The following is a 17,401-nucleotide window of genomic DNA, read 5'->3' on the forward strand; positions in this document are numbered from 1 at the left end:
AAATGTTAAAATGCTAATTTTGTTGTGATGAATAAGTTTGTTTTTCGCCTATTAGTTTTTTTAATGAGTTTATCCTTGTTAGGGATAATTTTGATTCAAGTTTATTGGTTCAATACTTCTCTTGAAAAGAGTGAAGATGAATTCAAGTTTCATGTAAAACAAGTCTTAGGAAATGTTTCTGATAAACTTAAGCAAAAAGAATTCTATTCCTTTAGCAATAGATACAACAGAGTAAAAGATAGTATTGGAAAAAATCCTCAAAAGGATGATTTACTCGAATATGGTTACTATCAAAGGAATGCTAAAACAAAAGAAACAATAATTTATTCTAACAGTATTATTGCCGAAGATTATGATGTGTTTTCGACGTTCTTTGATAAAAAATCAGATTCTGTAAAAGTAAAATCATTCAGAGCAAATAGAAAGACTGAGATTTTCAATAATAATGGTTTCGATAATACAGCAATTCAAAATAAAATTACACCAGACATAACTATAAAAAAGGAAGGTTATGTTGAAAGTCTTGAGAATGCACAATTTGAAATTTTTTATAAAGATATTGCTTCTGTAACACCAATTCAGGAGAGAGTTTCAAAAGAAGAACTTAATAAATTACTTTCAAGCGAATTAAAAGAATATGGTGTAAATACACCTTTTGAATTCAATGTATATAGCAATGGTTTAGCAACAAAAATCAAGTCGGAACATTTCCGATTTAATAAATACGAATCCTATTCCATTCCGTTATTTATTGATAACGAACAAAATACAAAATATCAATTGTGGGTTTCATTTCCACAGAAAAAGAAATTTTTATTTAGAGAAATTGTTGGAATCACTTTGCTATCAATAATTTTTACATTAATTATAATTATTGCCTACGCTAATGCATTACATCAATTAATTAAGCAAAGACAGATTTCTGAGATAAAAACAGATTTCATCAACAATATGACACACGAGTTTAAAACGCCAATTGCAACCATAAATCTTGCTCTTGATGCCATAAAAAACCCAAAAGTCATTGACGATAAAGAAAAAATATTTCGTTATCTGCAAATGATTAGAGACGAAAATAAAAGAATGCATGCCCAAGTTGAAAATGTTCTTAGAATTTCTAAATTGGAGAAAAAAGAATTAGATATTTCTAAAGAATCAAATGATATTCAGCAGATTATAGAAGACGCAATTGATCACGTTAATTTAATAATTGAAGATAGAGGAGGAAAAATAACATCACATTTTGAAGCTAAAAGAACAACAGTTTTGTTAAACGATGTTCATTTCACTAATGTAATTGTTAATATTTTAGACAATGCTATAAAATATTCTCCTGATGCGCCCGTTATAGATATATACACGGAAAATTTTAAGGAGTTTATTCTTATTAAAGTACAAGACAGAGGAACAGGAATGAGCAAAACAGCTCAAAAAAGAATATTTGAAAAATTCTATCGTGAGCATACCGGAGATATTCATAATGTTAAAGGTCACGGATTAGGATTAGCCTACGTAAAAAGGATTGTTGAAGACCACAACGGCCAAATATTCGTTGAAAGTGAAAAAGGAAAAGGAAGCACATTTACAATAAAATTACCATTGATAAATTAAAAAGTTATGGAAAAAGAAAATAAAAAAATACTATTAGTTGAAGACGATCAAAATTTTGGAGCGATTCTAAAAGACTATTTAATGCTAAATGATTTTGAAGTTGTTCTAGCTAAAAATGGTATGGAAGGTTTTGAAAAATTCAAAAAAGACACTTACGATTTGTGTATTCTTGACGTAATGATGCCTTACAAAGATGGATATACTTTAGCTAAAGAAATCCGTGAAAAAAATAAAGAAGTGCCTATCGTGTTCTTAACGGCAAAAACCATGAAAGAAGACGTATTGAAAGGATATAAAGTAGGAGCAGACGATTATCTTAACAAGCCTTTCGATTCTGAAGTGTTGTTGATGAAAATTAAAGCCATCATGCAAAGAAAATCTTCCGAAACTAAAGCAGAAAATGTTCAGTTTGAGTTCCAAATTGGTAAATTCCACTTGAATTCTAAACTACGTTTCTTAACTTTTCCGGGTAATGAGCCAATAAAATTATCTCCAAAAGAAAACGAATTGCTAAAAATGTTAGCACTTTATGTAGAAGATTTAATGCCAAGAGAATTAGCATTAACTAAAATTTGGAGAGATGATAACTACTTCACATCAAGAAGTATGGACGTTTACATTGCTAAACTAAGAAAATATCTAAAAGACGATCCAGGTGTTGAAATCTTAAACATTCACGGTGAAGGATTTAGATTAGTCGTAAAAAAATAAGTAATAAAGCTCCAAGAAATTGGGGCTTTTTTTATTTAACTGTCAGTCTGAGCTTGTCGAAGACTCTTTTTATTAGCTAATTCCTGCTCTACATTTCAATCTTTTGTAAACAAGTCATTTTTTCTAAGCCATAAAAGGAGCTTCTGAGGTCGCTCTTTTACAGCAAGAAAAAAATAGACTTCTTTAACAAAAGGATTTTCATTTCAATCAGGGCTAGGGTTTCAGCTATAAATCGAACTTTAGTTTTCCAGTTCCAGTTCTAATCCAAAACAAACTTTCCCATCTTTACTTACTGTAAAAACGTTTTTATTAGTTCCAATTGAAATGACTTCATTCAGTGAAACTTCTTTTAAATAATTCATTTCAAATGCAGTCAATTCTTGTTTCAAAAGCTTTTTTGAATCTACATAATCCAAACACCATTCTAAATATTTCACACTATTTGCATGATTTACAATATCTAAATCTGATAGTAAAACAGTTCGTTCAGCAACTATTTCAAATTCCTGCTGTAAATCGATTTTAGCATAACTTTTCGCTGTTGCATCAGCGTTTGGATATTTTTCAAAATGCTCGTGTGGCAAAGCCAAAGCTTCCGGTCGACGCGTTTTGGTATTAAAAACTGCCCAAAAGGTTTCGCAACCCACAATCTTTTCATCACCAAGATACAATTCTAAACAACGCGTAGAACGTGAATTCTCTAACGATTTTATCCAAGTTTTTACTTTTACCTTGTCTTTCCATTTTGGTAAACGTTTAATCTCAACGCGCATCTTACTCAAAACCCACGCTTGATGAAATTCTTGCATATCGCTAAAACTTATACCACCAATTTCAGAATGCGTTGCAGCAGTCAACTGAAATAAATTACATAATTCAGTATATTTCAAATAGCCATTAGGATAACATTGCAGGAAATTGATTTCCCAATCTTTGGTGAGAATAGAGGTGAAGTTAGGTGAAATTGGCATCGTTAATTTATTTCAAGTCCAACAGAAAATTGAACCATATTAGATTTTCCAAAATATTTTTTATTTTCGGTTGAAGCATTCAAATCATTAAAATAGTAAGCATAATGAAAACTAAAAAAAGCAGAAAACACTTTATTTAATTTATAATCGATTGCCGATCCAACTCTAATTTCGTTACCTATTTGTTTCGCTAATGTGGTTTTCTCTTCGTCTTTAAAATTTGAAATAACACCACTGTAACCAACAAAAGGATGTATTTGAATTTCTTTGTTATAATTTATTATATATTCCGTTTGGAAATAAGTCGAACTTGCATTTATAAAGCCAAAATCACCAATAATTTCTTTGTTTTCAGAAGTATATCTTTTGAAATCATATCCTAAAGAAAAACTATATTTTTTTATCCTTAATAGTGAAACGTTTATTCCAAAACCTAAATTATTTCTGTAATCTTTTGCAAAGTGGTTGTTCCCAAAATTGAATGGTGCAATTAATGAAACCTTTAGCTTTGGTTCAAAATTAAAAAAGGGTTCCTTCTTTTTTGAAATTTGTGAAAATACCAAATTGCTAAATAATATAAGATAAAGAATATATTTTTTCATTAAAATGTAAGTGTGTAGTTATATTCTGTATCAGAAATGGATAGATTTTCCTCGATGGTTTCGGTTAAATTCGTTATTGAATTTACTAACTCATATTTCAAAATAAAGTTCTGATTTTTTTTCAATAAAAAATAAGTTTGTAGTTCATTACTTTCATAAATCTCTGAACCTAATTTTATTTCATTTTGATAGTGATCTCCAACAATTTCAATATTAGTTATTGTTTTTGTAGCTGTAATTTGGTTTATAGTTATGTTAAAGGGTATTATTTCTTCTTGTTTAAAAAGCATAATAGTTCCAATATCCCAATTTAAACTTGAAAAAGTACTATCACTCAATCCGCTAATTGTTACAGGTAAATAAGTTATGGAATTGTCAATATATAAAGTTGCAGGATTTACAGGCATAAACATATCAAAATTGATAATTCCATCAAAATTAGAAGTCTTTTTATAGATTTCGTAGTCATAAACTTCAAAAGCATTATTTCCTGCGCCAATATTTGCTTTTACATTCGGAATGGGTTGACTATTAGCATCAACAATTTTCAAATTCAAATTTACAATGGTCTCACCATCATAGGGATTTCCACACGAAAACAATAGCGGTAAAATCATTAATAGAACTATATTTTTCATTTCCTTTTTTTTGTAGATGAGATTTGTATACTAAGGTTGCGTCATTAACCTTTTTCTAGCTAATTTTCTTTAATCTGTCTTGCCTAAATTATTTTCAATGAAATTTATAATCTTTTTTCTATCAGTTAAATAGTCAAACCAAATTGCATTTTCCGTTCTCTTGAACCAAGTTATTTGACGTTTTGAAAAGCGTCTTGTGTTTTTTTTGATTTCTTCTACTGCAACATCTAATGTAATCTTTCCTTCAAAATAGTCAAATATTTCTCTGTAACCAACTGTTTGCAAAGCATTCAAATTTTTATTTGGATATAACTTTTCAGCTTCTGCGAGTAAACCTTCATTCATCATTATGTCAACTCGTTGGTTGATTCTGTCATACATTATGGCTCTTCCAGCTTCTAGTCCAATGATAATTGGCGTAAAGTTTCTTTGGTTTTTTTCTTTATTCAAAAAAGATGAATAGGGTTTATTTGTGCTAAGACAAACTTCCACAAAACGCATCATTCTTTGCGGATTTTGTAACGTTTGTGGATTGGTTTCTGTTATGAAATTGAAATATTCTAAGTCTAATTCTTCCAATTGATGTTGAAGATAATCGATTCCTTTTGTTTCATAATTTAATCGAACTTCTTCGCGAATATTCGAATCGATTCCGGGAAAACTATCAAATCCTTTCAACACCGCATCTACATACAAACCTGAACCACCAACCATTATTTGAACATTGCTTTTTAAAAATAATTCGTCCAATTTAGCTATGGCTTCTTTTTCAAAATCTCCAACAGTGTAATTTTCAAAAATGGATTTATTTTGAATAAAATGATGGATTGCACTTGTTAATTCTTCATCACTTGGAACCGCAGTACCAATTTTCATTTCCTTAAAAAACTGACGACTATCACACGAAATAATATCACAACCAAAATGTTGAGCCAATGCAATACTCAAGGAAGTTTTTCCTATTGCTGTTGGTCCGATGATAGTTATTAAGTAGTTCATTTGTTTTTTTTGTCATCCTGAGCCTGTCGAAGGACTCTTCTCTTTTTCAAAACTTCAAAACCTTCAACACCTTATTTTTTCTCAAATAACCTTGAATAATTGTTCGTGTATCGCGATTATTTTGCATCGGAATTAAAATGTTTTTTAATACTTCAACATTGGTAATTTGGTAATTCAAATCATAAAAGCAATAGCCTTTATAAATGCCGTTTTCAATCAAAACCGCACTGCGCTCATCAACTCTTCGTCCTCTATCAATAATAATCATGTTGTTATTTTCAAACGACATATCATTAATAAAATCTTCAACACGTTCATTATATTCATCGGGTGATTCAATTCCTAAACATGCGCCGTTGCATTCTTTTATTTTATATTGAAAACATCCATTTTGAGTTTCGTATAATCCGTTCAATTTCTGACATAAATTATATTTCTCCGTAATTCTAAACAACGCATTTTTTCCTTCTTGAATTGTAGTAAAAGCTGTAATTTCTTTCTTTCTACCATCAGCTTTTTGTAGGCGTAAATTCAAATAACCTTGATCGTCCAAAACTTCATACAAAGCCCATTGAAAAATGCTTTTACGCTGCGCACGATTGTAGATAGGTTTGTTAATTTTGATTTCTTCACTTTCTTTCAAAAGCGCAATCAATTCGCTACCAGTTTCTTCATAAGTCACGGCAAAAACTTCTAGTTGAATTTTTTTACACTTATTTGTTTTGCCCGTAAAATGCTGATTGACACGTTTTTTAATGTTTTTACTTTTTCCAATGTAAACCAAATCACCTTTTTCATTGTGAATGTAATAAATGCCAGTTTTGTAGGGTAAACTTTCAACAATATCAAGCAATTTTGGAGTCAAACCACTTTTGATTTCTGCTTTTATAGAACTAATTAAAATCTCTTTTTCAGTATCTTTCGATAATAATAATTTGAACAATTTAACGGTTGCCAAGGCATCACCGCTAGCTCTATGTCTATCGGTCACAGGAATTCCTAAAGCACGAACTAATTTACCCAAACTATAGGATTCCATTCCTGGAATTAGTTTTTTAGATAATTCAACGGTACAAAGTGTTGGACGTACAAAATCGTAACCTAATCGAGTAAATTCGGTTCTTAATATTCGGTAATCAAATGAAGAATTGTGAGCCACAACAATACAATCTTGAGTGATTTCGATGATGCGTTTAGCAACTTCATAAAACTTTGGAGCCGAACGCAACATGGCATTATTAATTCCAGTTAACTTAACCACAAACGGTTGAATTTCTTTTTCAGGATTGACCAAACTGATAAATTGATCCACGACTTCGTGACCATCATATTTGTAGATGGCGATTTCGGTTATTCCTTCTTCGTTGAATTGACCTCCAGTGGTTTCTATGTCGAGTATGCAGTACAAAATAGTATTCAGTGTTCAGTTTTCAGTTTTCAGTTTGTCATTCCGTAGGAATCTCAACTTTAATTATTATAATTTCTGTTCCCAAAGATACTACTTCCAATTCGAACCATCGTACTTCCGCATTCAATTGCTAATTGATAATCGCCAGACATTCCCATTGAGATAGTGTTCAGTTGGCAGTTGTCAGTTGTCAGTTTACTTATTTTGTCGAATATTGCTTTTAGGTTTTGGAATTCTTTCTTAATTTGGTCTTGATTGTCTGTGAAAGTTGCCATTCCCATTAAACCAATTATTCTGATGTTTTTAAGGTTTTTGAATTCTTCGGATGATAAAATATCATTCAATTCTTTTTCATCCAATCCAAATTTTGTTTCTTCATCAGCAATATATATTTGAAGCAAACAATCAATAATACGATTATTTTTTAAAGCTTCTTTGTTGATTTCGTGTAATAATTTCAAACTATCAACGCCATGAATTAGATTTACAAAAGGTGCAATAAGTTTTACTTTTCTCGATTGCAAATGACCAATAAAATGCCACTGAATATCTTTAGGAAGTTCTTGTTGTTTTTCGACTAATTCTTGGACATAATTTTCTCCAAAAACACGTTGACCAGCATTGTAAGCTTCCATCAAATCGGCAACAGGTTTGGTTTTAGAAACCGCTACAAGTGTTACGTTTTTAGGAAGTTGTGATTGTATATTGAGGAGGTTTTGTTTTATTATTTCCATTTTCTTTCGTAAAAAATATTGTCTATTTTTTTAGATATACTATAAATCCAATTTTTAAAGCTTACACAAAAACTGAAATATGTGATATCATTATCTTTTTCTAAACTTGAAAAGTTTGTAAAAATACTATAAGTACCATTGTAATATGTATTTAAAACCTTTATGTCGTTAATTTTATTATTTTCATAATATAATTCAACAAATACATATTCAACACTTTTTTTGTTATATATTGTCTCATATTCATAAGTGGCTTTAATTATTTCAGGTTGTGGAATAGGATAATCTGGACCGACTATTGCCATTGAATCAATTTTTATTGTATCTAAATATGAATTTTTATATATTTTTAATAATGCATCAGTTTTAACTTTTAAATTCTTTTTACGACTAACACTCACGTTCCTTTCTATTTCAAATTTCTGCTCAATGTATTTTTTTGACTTTAGACAAATACTGTCAATTTGTTCCATTGTAAATGTTTTGTTTTGAGAAAACGAAAATGTTGTAAATAGTAAAAACAAAATTATTTTTTTCATGCCTTCAAATTTTAAATGAGATTTTTTCTTCGTCGAAATGACAAAATCATGTTTATTTCTTGAACTTCGTACTTCGTATCTCAAACCTCGTATTTATAACTCATAAACCATTAAGCCACTACGAAATTTAGGTTCAATATAAGTTGATTTTGGAGGCATAATTAAATTGTTGTCTGCCAATGCTTTGATTTCTGAAATATCACTTGGAAATAACATAAATCCTACTTCAAATTCACCTTCGTCAACCAATTCTTTTATAGTCAAAATAGATTGCTTTCCGGGAATGTATTCAATGCGTTCGTCGTTTCTTAAATCTTCAATTCCTAAAATAGGTTGTAACACTTTATCGTATAATATTTGCGCATCTAAATTTGACAATATTGAATTTTGCTTTTTGATATTGTCATTGTCATTGACTTTGTAAAATAGCGCATAAAAAGCACCATCTAAATACATTCCGAATTCAAATTTTCCTTGCGGTTTCCAAAGTTCTTGTTCTTTGGTTTTGATGATGAAGTGCTCCGATAATTTTAAAATAAAATCTTCTTTTGAATGTCCATTCAAATCGCGAATGATTCGGTTGAATTCGTATATTTTGACATTACTTTCGGCAATTAAAAAACTCATAAAGAAATTCAAATTCTGATTTTCTAAATGATTGTTTTCATCAAATAATAGTTCTGCAGAAGCAGAGCGATGATGACCATCAGCAATATATAACTCAGGAATATTTTCAAATTGTTTTTCTAACCAAGTTATTTCTGTATCAGAATCTATTTTCCAAAGTGTATGTTTTTCTTTGTTGGTTGTGGCAAAATGATAAATGGGTTGTTCTTTTTTCTTCTCAGCAATCCAATTATTAATTTCTGATTTATCGGGATAAGTTATCAAAACTGGTTCGGTGTTAAAACCCGTTTGATGCAAATAATCTTTGAATAATTCAACACGATACTGTAAAGTGTCTTCGTGTTTTTTGATGATATTATTTTTGTAATCATCAATCGAAGTTCCGCATACAATTCCAGTAAACGATTGACTTTTCGTCTGAATTTCATACAAAAAGAAAGCCGCTTTTTCATCTTCAAGAAAAACTCCATCGTTTTTGAAATCTTGATATTTATGAGCGACACCTTTGAAACGTTTGTCCAACGTAATTTTTTGCGAATGCACATAGGCAGGATTAATCACATGTAAAAACGAATACGGATTGAAATCCAACCACGAAGCCAATTCTGCAGGCGAATAGTCATCATAATTACGACACGTGACCAACGCGACTTTATCTGGAGTTGGACGAACGGCTTTGAAAGGGATTATTTTGCTCATTTTGAGTGAATAGTGATTAGTGAATAGTGATTAGTGAATAGTTATTAGCAAAAAACTATTTACTAATCACTTTTTACTCTTTACTTAGAAAATTGCTTTGCAATTTTCTCTGCTTTTTTACTTTCGCTGTAATCATAAAAACCTTCACCAGATTTTACTCCGAGTTTTCCAGCCATTACCATATTTACTAAAAGTGGGCAAGGAGCATATTTTGGATTTTTGAAACCATCATACATTACGTTTAAGATGGAAAGACAAACGTCAAGTCCAATAAAATCTGCTAGTTGCAATGGTCCCATTGGATGTGCCATTCCAAGTTTCATAACCGTATCGATTTCAGAAACTCCAGCAACGCCATTATATAACGTTTCGATAGATTCGTTAATCATTGGCATTAAAATTCTGTTGGCTACAAATCCAGGATAATCGTTTACTTCTGTTGGCGTTTTTCCTAGTTTTTCCGATAAATCCATAATAATTTTAGTCACTTCATCAGATGTTGAATAACCACGAATGATTTCAACCAATTTCATAATTGGAACCGGATTCATAAAATGCATTCCGATGACACGCTCAGGATGAACAACTTGTGCTGCAATTTGAGTTATTGAAATGGATGAAGTATTAGTTGCCAAAATCACATTATGGTCGCAAATTTCACTCAATTGCTTAAAAATATTTAGTTTTAATGCTACATTTTCAGTTGCAGCTTCAACCACTAAATCCGTTCCAACCACGCCATCTTTTATGTCGGTATAGGTAATTATATTTCCGATAGTTTTGTGTTTGTCTTCTTCGGTAATCGTTCCTTTAGTAACCATTCGGTCAAGGTTGGAAGCTATGGTTGCTATTGCTTTTGCAATTGTTACTTCCGATTTGTCAATCAATTTTACGGTAAAACCGCTTTGTGCAAAGGTGTGAGCAATTCCGTTACCCATCGTTCCTGCGCCAATTACAGCTATTGTTTTCATTATATTAGTTTAGTTTGTTTAAAAAATTTATTTGAATAAGAAAAAAGAAAAAATATCCCAAATATTAGAATAATAAATTTATTTTCTTCCCAATTTCTATAGAATATGTAAAGTAAAAATGGGATACTGAGGTATTCTAAAAATTTAAATAATTGATTAATAATTGATTTAAATTTTTTAGGAAAAGTATTCCAAATGGTAAGTAAAAAATATTTTATAAACCATATTAAAGATATCATTCCGAAGATGATTAGACACAATACAGAAATTTGTCTTTCATTACTGTTTTCATCAAATAGACTATTTTTCAAAAAATAAATTAGAGAACTAATCACTAAAAGGAATAAAATAATCTTAGTTATTCTTCCAATTTTATGAATAGAAGTCAATATAAATTCTTTTCTTGTCATATTAAAAATTATAAATCATTAGTATTTTGAATATTTAAAATTTCTATTTCTCGTCTAATTTCCGTCAATAATTGTTCTTCTGTAGGAAGGTATAATTGGTATTGACTTGCTAAAATCGAATTGTTGTTTTCTGGTAATGAATATTTTACTACTGCATCATTTTTATCGGCGCAGAGTAAAATACCAATTGTTGGTTTCTCGTGAGCCACTTTTTCAACTCGGTCATAATAGTTTACATACATTTGAAGTTGACCTAAATCTTCGTGTGTTAGCTTATGTGTTTTAATTTCAAATAAAACGAAACATTGTAACAATCGATTGTAAAAAACTAAATCTATAAAAAACTCATCTCCATCTAAATGAATTCTTTTTTGTCTTGCAACAAATGAAAATCCGTTTCCAAGTTCTAAAAGAAAATCTTGCAGATTTGTGATAATTGCCTGTTCAAAATCTTTTTCGTAGTAAGCACTCTCACGTTTTAATCCTAAAAATTCTAGAATTAAAGGATCCTTTATAATTTCATTGGGATTGGTAGGGATAACTTCACTTCTAGCGATTGCCAAAACACTTTTTTTATCATTACTCAACAACAATCGTTCAAATAATTGACTATTTATTTGTCGTTCCATTTGACGAACAGACCAATTATTTTTTACTGTTTCTGCAATGTAATATTCTCTTTTGTCTTCATTATCAATGCGTAATAATAATCTGTAATGTGTCCAACTCAATTGCGAACGCAGTGAGTTCGCAATTGGAAATGTTCTATAAAACTGACGCATCAATTCTAATTGACGATAAGAAAATCCGCTCCCATACTCAGGTTGCAATTGTTCGGATAAATATTTTATTAAATAATTGCCATAATCAGCTCGGTCTTTTCCTTCTTGTTCTTCATTAAAAATTCTTTCGCCAATATGCCAATACATGACCGTCCGATGATGATCTACCGAACGAATTGCACCTTCTTTAGCTTTAGCTATTAAAGATTTTATTTCATATATTAGGTTTTGGGAAAGCTTCATTTTTTATTTCTCATTCATCGAATCAATAATCATATAAGCCACTCTCAAAGCTTCCGTTCCGTCTTCTAGAGTTACTATAGGAGTTGTATTATTTACAATAGCATCGGCAAAAGTCTCTAGTTCATCTAAAATGGCATTGTTAGGTGCAACTTCAGGATTGTTAAAGTAGATTTGTTTCTTTTCGCCTTCAGCATTTTGTAAAATCATATCAAAATCTCCAGGAACTTCTGGTGCATCTTTCATTTTCACTACTTCACAAATCTTATCTAAATAATCTACAGAAATGTAAGCGTCTTTTTGAAAAAAACGTGATTTACGCATGTTTTTCATTGAAATTCTACTCGAAGTAATGTTGGCAACACAACCATTTTCAAATTCAATTCGGGCATTGGCAATATCTGGAGACTGACTCAAAACTGAAACTCCGCTTGCATGAACAGCTTTAACTTTTGATTTTACAACACTCAAAATAGCATCAATATCATGAATCATCAAATCTAAAACCACAGGAACATCAGTACCACGTGGATTAAATTCTGCCAAACGATGGGTTTCAATAAACATTGGAGTTTCTATTTGATCTTTTACAGCTATGAACGCCGGATTGAATCGTTCCACATGTCCAACCTGACCTTTTACATTGTATTCTTTAGATAAAGCAATGATTTCTTCCGCTTCTTCAACGGTAGTTGCAATAGGTTTTTCTATGAAAACGTGTTTACCACTTTTGATGGAAACTTTTGCACATTTGTAGTGCGAAAGCGTAGGAGTTACTATATCTATAACATCAACAGCATGGATTAATTTGGCAATGGTATCAAAACGTTTATAACCAAATTCTGCGGCGATTTTGTCTGCATATTCAGCATTTTCATCATAAAAACCAACTAATTCGTATTTTTTAGATTGATTTAACAATCGTAAGTGTATTTTTCCAAGGTGACCAGCACCTAAAACGCCAACTTTAAGCATAAAATTAAATTTTATCAAAAATAGTAATTAATTGATAATTGGTAATTGATAATTGATAATTTGTTTTCTATTTTTACCAAAATAAATACTTGCCCAAATTGAAAGATACAAACAAACATCAAGGACTTAGAAATCAATTAGCTAAACAGCTTGAAGAAAAAGGAATTACCGATAAAAACGTTTTGGAAGCTATAAAAAAAATTCCAAGACACTTGTTTTTGAACTCAAGTTTTGAAGATTTTGCCTATCAAGACAAAGCGTTTCCTATTGGCGCTGGACAAACTATTTCACAACCTTATACCGTAGCTTTTCAAAGTCAATTATTGGAAGTCAAAAAAGACGATAAAATTTTAGAAATAGGAACTGGTAGTGGTTATCAAACCGCTGTGTTGTGTACTTTAGGTGCTAAAGTTTACTCCATTGAAAGGCAAAATGAGTTGTTTAAAACGACTTCTTTATTGTTGCCAAAACTTGGAATTCGCCCCAAACATTTATCGTTTGGTGATGGTTATAAAGGTCTGCCAAATCATGCTCCTTTTGATAGTATTATAGTAACTGCTGGCGCTCCAATTATTCCAAAACCACTCATGGCGCAATTAAAAATAGGAGGAAAACTAGTTATTCCAGTTGGAGAAAAAGAACAAATCATGACAATGCTAATTCGTAAAAACGAAACCCAATTTGAAAAACACGAATTTGGTGATTTTAAATTTGTACCTTTATTGGAAAATAAGAATTAATATGATTAAAAGACTACTTTTATTTTTATTTCCATTACTTGGTTTTTCCCAAGGATATACAAGTTATTTTACAGGTAATCCAACTAATATAACGACGACTACACAATTTGGAGTTTGTTTAATGGGCGGAGCAACTGAAAATGATAATGCGATGATTTGGCTTTTAAATAAGGCTAATGGTGGCGATGTTGTAGTTTTGCGATCCACTGGAAGTAATGGTTATAATGATTATTTATATTCAGATTTAGGTGTTACAGTAAATTCAGTTGAGACTTTAGTAATTACTTCTGTTGCTGGTGCCACAAATCCTTATGTTTTAGATAAAGTTTCAAAAGCTGAAATGATTTGGTTTGCTGGTGGCGATCAATGGAATTACATTTCATATTTTAAAAACAATGCTCTTGAAGATTTATTGAATAATCATGTTAATGTAAAACATGCACCAATTGGAGGTACAAGTGCAGGAATGGCTATTTTAGGTGGATATTATTTTTCTGCCCAAAATGGAACAGTAACTTCTGCCCAAGCAATGAATAATCCATATCATCCTAATGTTACAGTAGGTGGTTTTACAGGTACACCTTATAGTGATTTTTTGAATATTCCTTTTTTAGGAAATACAATTACAGACACTCATTATGATAATCCAGATAGAAGAGGAAGACATGCAACTTTTCTTGCTCGATTTAAAGCTGAATTAACTCTTGACATAAATGGAATTGCATGTAATGAATATGTAGCTGTTTGTATTGGTAGCGATGGAATAGCTCATGTTTATGGGGATTATCCAAATTATCAAGAGTTTGCATATTTTATTCAAGCAAATTGTAATATTGCAAATTTTGTTGAAAATTGTCAATCTGGCCAACCGTTAACTTGGAATTTTGGTGGAAGTGCTTTAAAAGTTTATAAAGTTCCTGGAACCATGAACGGAACAAATTATTTTCAAGTTAATAATTGGGAATTTGGAACACATTCAGGAGGAAGTTGGGAAGATTGGGGAATTTTAAATGGAGTTTTAAATGTCACTACAAGCGGAATTCCAATTAATTGTGTTTTAGGTAATTCTGATTTTGAAAATGATGAGTTACATCTATTTCCAAATCCTGTTGATAATAATTTGTATGTTGAAGGATTGTTTGATTTTGAATTTGAAATTTACGATTCATTGGGTAAAAATGTAATTAGTGGGAAAAGTGTAGTCAATGAAATTGAAGTATCTAATTTAGCAAAAGGCATTTATTTACTTAAAATTACTTCAGAAGATAAAACAACAATTAAAAAGTTTATAAAACAATAATTTAAAATCCATTACCAAAAAAATGGAATGAATTTTTATTTACCAATTATATTTAAATATCTCTCTAAACACTCTTTTTCTACTTGAGCAATAAAAAGTAAAAACTCTTCTTTATTATTTGAAGTTTGAGCTGTCTCCAAAGCTTGATAGTAGCGCACTCTGGTTTCATAATCACCTTTTATATTGGCAATTACATAACCATTTTGTAGCAGAATTAAATTCATGACTAATCTTGATGTTCTTCCGTTTCCATCAATAAATGGATGAATAGCAACTAATCGTTCGTGCATTTCTGCCGCAAGAAGTATAGGATGAATTTTATTTTTATTTTCTTCAAACCAAATAAAGTAATCTTCCATTTCTTTTGGAACAATGAAAGGTTGTGGCGGCATATGATTACTGCCTTTTATCATTACTTGTACTCTTCGGTATCGTCCAGCATCTTCCGGAATAATTCCTCTCAAAATTAAATTATGAACCGAAAGTAATTCTCTTTCATTAAAAGGGAAATTACGTTCCATTAATTGTTTAATGTAACCAATGGCTTCAACGTGATTTATGGCTTCAAGATGTTCTCGCATACTTTTTCCTGAGATCGTCAAACCTTCATTGATGACTAAATCAGTTTCATGAAGCGTTAACGTATTTCCTTCAATTCTATTACTTTCAAACGTATATTCTAGTTCTAATGCCTTATTAATTTTATAACTATCAAACTTTCTGTAGTTATCAAGTTGTTTTTTTAAAGAATCAATTTCGTCTAAAATAGTTTGCAAATCTCTTGAAATCGGATTTTTTTTAATGGATGCTATATTTCTAATTTCCTCCTCAGCAAATTTCATTGCCTTTAACGCAAGCTCTTTATCATCTCCAATTTCATATAATATTTTTTCTTTTAGCCATGCAATCATTAAAGTTTCAAAATCAATATCTAAAATTTTTGATAGTTTGAGAACTTGCTCTTTTGTTGGTTTTCTGGAGCCATTTTCGAATTTACTTATCAATGCTTGATCAATATTCATGAGTTGTGCAAGCTCACGAGTTTTCATAGCTTTAATTTCTCTGGCATTTTTCAGTAAAGTTTTTATTTGATGACTTTCCATATCTTGACAAATTTAGTCATACTATATAAATCGCAAAACACCAATCTTAATTTTTTAAAATAAATTAAAATGATTTTTTAATTCGGTCTAAGTCACGTTTAGTGTCTTGTTCTTTCAAGGATTCGCGTTTATCATAGGTTTTTTTACCTCGACAAAGCCCAATTTCAAGTTTGGCTAAACCTTTTTCATTAGTGAACAAGCGCAAAGGAATTATAGTTAAGCCTTTTGTTTCAACACTTCTTGCTAATGACTTTAGTTCTTTTTTATTGAGAAGTAATTTTCTTTCACTTCTTGATTTATGATTAAACTGATTTCCAAAAGCGTATTCTTCAATGTAAGTATTGATTGCAAAAAGTTCACCATTATTAAATTCACAAAAACTTTCTGCAATTTGAGCTTTCCCAAGTCGAATCGATTTGATTTCAGTTCCTGTTAAAACTATTCCAGCAGAATAAGTTTCAATTATTTCGTAATCAAATTTGGCTCTTTTATTAAGTATGTTGGCAGTTTTTATCATTGTGAGGCAAATGTAATAACTATTTAATGAAAGAAAAAAGAAATTATTTACTATCAAAAAAAATTTCAAACAATGATTTATGTCAGTTTTTATCTGATTTCATGCTCATAAATTTGTCCTATAATTTTAAAACTAAAACAAAAATGAAAAAATTATTTTTATTAGCAGGATTTGCATTAATGAGTTTAACAGCTAATGCTCAAGAAGGTTTAAAAGGAGCATGGTGGGCAGCAGGTCAAGTATCATTTTCTTCAGACAAAGCTGGTGACGACAAATCTACATCTAACATGATTTTACCTATCGTTGGTACTTTTATTTCTCCATCGGTAACTGTTGGTGCAGGTGTTGGTGTTATTAGTGGAAAAACGGAAGTGGGTTCAGTAACAACCTCTGAAACTAGTACTTTTGTAGTTAAACCATTAGTAAGAAAATATTGGAATATCAAAGGAGGTTTATTTTTCTATGGTCAAGCAGCTTTGCCTGTAACTTTTGGAAAAGATAAAGTAGCAGATTCTAAAACTTCATCTTTCTCTTTAGAGTTAGCTCCAGGTTTTGACTATTTTGTAAACAAATGGTTAACTGTTGAAACTTCATTCACAATTTTTAATGTTGGAACTTCAACTTTTACACCAGATTCAGGAGACAAAACAACTTCATTTGACTTCAATGCAAATCCTATGAATTCTATTGGTGATAGACAATTAGGTAGCTTACAAGTGGGAGTTAAGTTTTTATTCTAAGTAAATTATAAAGTTATTGGTTAGTACCGAAATAATATTCGGTAAAAGAAGTCGCTGTTCATAATTGGATAGCGATTTTTTTTG

The 17,401-nt window shown here is 30.5% G+C and carries 18 protein-coding genes; 5 read left to right on the forward strand and 13 right to left on the reverse strand.

The features are described from left to right. The first annotated feature begins 27 nt into the window (after positions 1 to 27). Both Q0049_RS09080 and Q0049_RS09085 read left to right on the forward strand, forming a co-directional pair. Positions 28 to 1,611, forward strand: a complete 1,584-nt coding sequence (locus Q0049_RS09080; RefSeq protein ID WP_298118970.1) for a HAMP domain-containing sensor histidine kinase — start codon at positions 28 to 30, stop codon at positions 1,609 to 1,611. 6 nt (positions 1,612 to 1,617) lie between these two features. After that, the gene (locus Q0049_RS09085; RefSeq protein WP_298118972.1) at positions 1,618 to 2,322 is read left to right on the forward strand and encodes a response regulator transcription factor; all 705 of its coding nucleotides are present in this window, start codon (positions 1,618 to 1,620) and stop codon (positions 2,320 to 2,322) included. Positions 2,323 to 2,561: 239 nt separating this feature from the next. Here the strand turns inward: Q0049_RS09085 and Q0049_RS09090 are convergent, their stop codons facing one another. The 11 genes from Q0049_RS09090 to Q0049_RS09140 all read right to left on the reverse strand — a co-directional run bounded on the left by Q0049_RS09090 (position 2,562) and on the right by Q0049_RS09140 (position 12,917). Continuing rightward, positions 2,562 to 3,293, reverse strand: a complete 732-nt coding sequence (locus Q0049_RS09090; RefSeq protein ID WP_298118974.1) for an acyl-ACP thioesterase domain-containing protein — start codon at positions 3,291 to 3,293, stop codon at positions 2,562 to 2,564. 2 nt (positions 3,294 to 3,295) lie between these two features. Further along, on the reverse strand, positions 3,296 to 3,895 hold the full coding sequence (locus tag Q0049_RS09095) for a hypothetical protein (RefSeq protein ID WP_298118976.1): 600 nt from the start codon (positions 3,893 to 3,895) through the stop codon (positions 3,296 to 3,298). Further along, a complete protein-coding gene (locus tag Q0049_RS09100; protein ID WP_298118978.1) occupies positions 3,895 to 4,533 on the reverse strand; it encodes a hypothetical protein in 639 nt (212 codons plus the stop codon). Before Q0049_RS09100 ends, Q0049_RS09095 begins: the two co-directional genes overlap by 1 nt. A 69-nt stretch (positions 4,534 to 4,602) precedes the next feature. Next, positions 4,603 to 5,532, reverse strand: coding sequence for a tRNA (adenosine(37)-N6)-dimethylallyltransferase MiaA (miaA, locus tag Q0049_RS09105; protein WP_298118980.1), 930 nt, complete (start codon positions 5,530 to 5,532; stop codon positions 4,603 to 4,605). Positions 5,533 to 5,578: 46 nt separating this feature from the next. Beyond that, on the reverse strand, positions 5,579 to 6,940 hold the full coding sequence (locus Q0049_RS09110; RefSeq protein WP_298118981.1) for an exonuclease domain-containing protein: 1,362 nt from the start codon (positions 6,938 to 6,940) through the stop codon (positions 5,579 to 5,581). A 59-nt stretch (positions 6,941 to 6,999) separates the two neighbouring features. Beyond that, positions 7,000 to 7,674 (reverse strand): YggS family pyridoxal phosphate-dependent enzyme, encoded by a 675-nt coding sequence (locus tag Q0049_RS09115; RefSeq protein ID WP_298118982.1) that lies wholly within the window; start codon positions 7,672 to 7,674, stop codon positions 7,000 to 7,002. Then, positions 7,665 to 8,147 carry a hypothetical protein gene (locus Q0049_RS09120; RefSeq protein WP_298118983.1) on the reverse strand — a complete coding sequence of 161 codons (483 nt, stop codon included), beginning with the start codon at positions 8,145 to 8,147 and terminating at the stop codon, positions 7,665 to 7,667. The genes Q0049_RS09115 and Q0049_RS09120 overlap by 10 nt, the downstream gene beginning before the upstream one ends. Before the next feature lie 159 nt (positions 8,148 to 8,306). Then, on the reverse strand, positions 8,307 to 9,539 hold the full coding sequence (locus Q0049_RS09125; RefSeq protein WP_298118986.1) for a DUF1015 domain-containing protein: 1,233 nt from the start codon (positions 9,537 to 9,539) through the stop codon (positions 8,307 to 8,309). 80 nt (positions 9,540 to 9,619) lie between these two features. Beyond that, a complete protein-coding gene (locus tag Q0049_RS09130; protein ID WP_298118988.1) occupies positions 9,620 to 10,510 on the reverse strand; it encodes a 3-hydroxyacyl-CoA dehydrogenase NAD-binding domain-containing protein in 891 nt (296 codons plus the stop codon). A 418-nt stretch (positions 10,511 to 10,928) separates the two neighbouring features. After that, positions 10,929 to 11,945: a PDDEXK nuclease domain-containing protein gene (locus Q0049_RS09135; protein ID WP_298118989.1), complete on the reverse strand. Its 1,017-nt coding sequence runs from the start codon at positions 11,943 to 11,945 to the stop codon at positions 10,929 to 10,931. 3 nt (positions 11,946 to 11,948) lie between these two features. Then, positions 11,949 to 12,917, reverse strand: coding sequence for a Gfo/Idh/MocA family oxidoreductase (locus Q0049_RS09140; protein ID WP_298118991.1), 969 nt, complete (start codon positions 12,915 to 12,917; stop codon positions 11,949 to 11,951). A 98-nt stretch (positions 12,918 to 13,015) separates the two neighbouring features. On the opposite strand from Q0049_RS09140, the gene Q0049_RS09145 reads away from it, so the two are divergent. Together Q0049_RS09145 and Q0049_RS09150 are read left to right on the forward strand one after the other, a co-directional pair. Further along, positions 13,016 to 13,657 carry a protein-L-isoaspartate(D-aspartate) O-methyltransferase gene (locus Q0049_RS09145; RefSeq protein WP_298118992.1) on the forward strand — a complete coding sequence of 214 codons (642 nt, stop codon included), beginning with the start codon at positions 13,016 to 13,018 and terminating at the stop codon, positions 13,655 to 13,657. Position 13,658: 1 nt separating this feature from the next. Further along, positions 13,659 to 14,957 carry a T9SS type A sorting domain-containing protein gene (locus tag Q0049_RS09150; protein WP_298118994.1) on the forward strand — a complete coding sequence of 433 codons (1,299 nt, stop codon included), beginning with the start codon at positions 13,659 to 13,661 and terminating at the stop codon, positions 14,955 to 14,957. Positions 14,958 to 14,992: 35 nt separating this feature from the next. Here the strand turns inward: Q0049_RS09150 and Q0049_RS09155 are convergent, their stop codons facing one another. Continuing rightward, on the reverse strand, positions 14,993 to 16,060 hold the full coding sequence (locus Q0049_RS09155; RefSeq protein ID WP_367178972.1) for a Fic family protein: 1,068 nt from the start codon (positions 16,058 to 16,060) through the stop codon (positions 14,993 to 14,995). 64 nt (positions 16,061 to 16,124) lie between these two features. Then, positions 16,125 to 16,577: an SsrA-binding protein SmpB gene (smpB, locus tag Q0049_RS09160; protein WP_298118996.1), complete on the reverse strand. Its 453-nt coding sequence runs from the start codon at positions 16,575 to 16,577 to the stop codon at positions 16,125 to 16,127. Positions 16,578 to 16,720: 143 nt separating this feature from the next. Here smpB and Q0049_RS09165 point away from each other — a divergent pair, with 143 nt between their 5' ends. After that, entirely contained in the window at positions 16,721 to 17,317 is a 597-nt protein-coding gene (locus Q0049_RS09165) for an outer membrane beta-barrel protein (protein WP_298118998.1), read from the forward strand. Positions 17,318 to 17,401 lie beyond the last annotated feature (84 nt).

The organism is Flavobacterium sp., from assembly GCF_027484205.1.
GTDB lineage: Bacteria > Bacteroidota > Bacteroidia > Flavobacteriales > Flavobacteriaceae > Flavobacterium.

What these genes read in the sequence shown, in the direction of transcription:
- Q0049_RS09080 (WP_298118970.1), top strand. Translation starts at nt 28, where the DNA reads ATGAATAAGTTTGTTTTTCGCCTATTAGTTTTTTTAATGAGTTTATCC.
- Q0049_RS09085 (WP_298118972.1), top strand. Translation starts at nt 1,618, where the DNA reads ATGGAAAAAGAAAATAAAAAAATACTATTAGTTGAAGACGATCAAAAT.
- Q0049_RS09090 (WP_298118974.1), bottom strand. Translation starts at nt 3,293, where the DNA reads ATGCCAATTTCACCTAACTTCACCTCTATTCTCACCAAAGATTGGGAA.
- Q0049_RS09095 (WP_298118976.1), bottom strand. Translation starts at nt 3,895, where the DNA reads ATGAAAAAATATATTCTTTATCTTATATTATTTAGCAATTTGGTATTT.
- Q0049_RS09100 (WP_298118978.1), bottom strand. Translation starts at nt 4,533, where the DNA reads ATGAAAAATATAGTTCTATTAATGATTTTACCGCTATTGTTTTCGTGT.
- miaA (WP_298118980.1), bottom strand. Translation starts at nt 5,532, where the DNA reads ATGAACTACTTAATAACTATCATCGGACCAACAGCAATAGGAAAAACT.
- Q0049_RS09115 (WP_298118982.1), bottom strand. Translation starts at nt 7,674, where the DNA reads ATGGAAATAATAAAACAAAACCTCCTCAATATACAATCACAACTTCCT.
- Q0049_RS09120 (WP_298118983.1), bottom strand. Translation starts at nt 8,147, where the DNA reads ATGGAACAAATTGACAGTATTTGTCTAAAGTCAAAAAAATACATTGAG.
- Q0049_RS09125 (WP_298118986.1), bottom strand. Translation starts at nt 9,539, where the DNA reads ATGAGCAAAATAATCCCTTTCAAAGCCGTTCGTCCAACTCCAGATAAA.
- Q0049_RS09130 (WP_298118988.1), bottom strand. Translation starts at nt 10,510, where the DNA reads ATGAAAACAATAGCTGTAATTGGCGCAGGAACGATGGGTAACGGAATT.
- Q0049_RS09135 (WP_298118989.1), bottom strand. Translation starts at nt 11,945, where the DNA reads ATGAAGCTTTCCCAAAACCTAATATATGAAATAAAATCTTTAATAGCT.
- Q0049_RS09140 (WP_298118991.1), bottom strand. Translation starts at nt 12,917, where the DNA reads ATGCTTAAAGTTGGCGTTTTAGGTGCTGGTCACCTTGGAAAAATACAC.
- Q0049_RS09150 (WP_298118994.1), top strand. Translation starts at nt 13,659, where the DNA reads ATGATTAAAAGACTACTTTTATTTTTATTTCCATTACTTGGTTTTTCC.
- Q0049_RS09155 (WP_367178972.1), bottom strand. Translation starts at nt 16,060, where the DNA reads ATGGAAAGTCATCAAATAAAAACTTTACTGAAAAATGCCAGAGAAATT.
- smpB (WP_298118996.1), bottom strand. Translation starts at nt 16,577, where the DNA reads ATGATAAAAACTGCCAACATACTTAATAAAAGAGCCAAATTTGATTAC.
- Q0049_RS09165 (WP_298118998.1), top strand. Translation starts at nt 16,721, where the DNA reads ATGAAAAAATTATTTTTATTAGCAGGATTTGCATTAATGAGTTTAACA.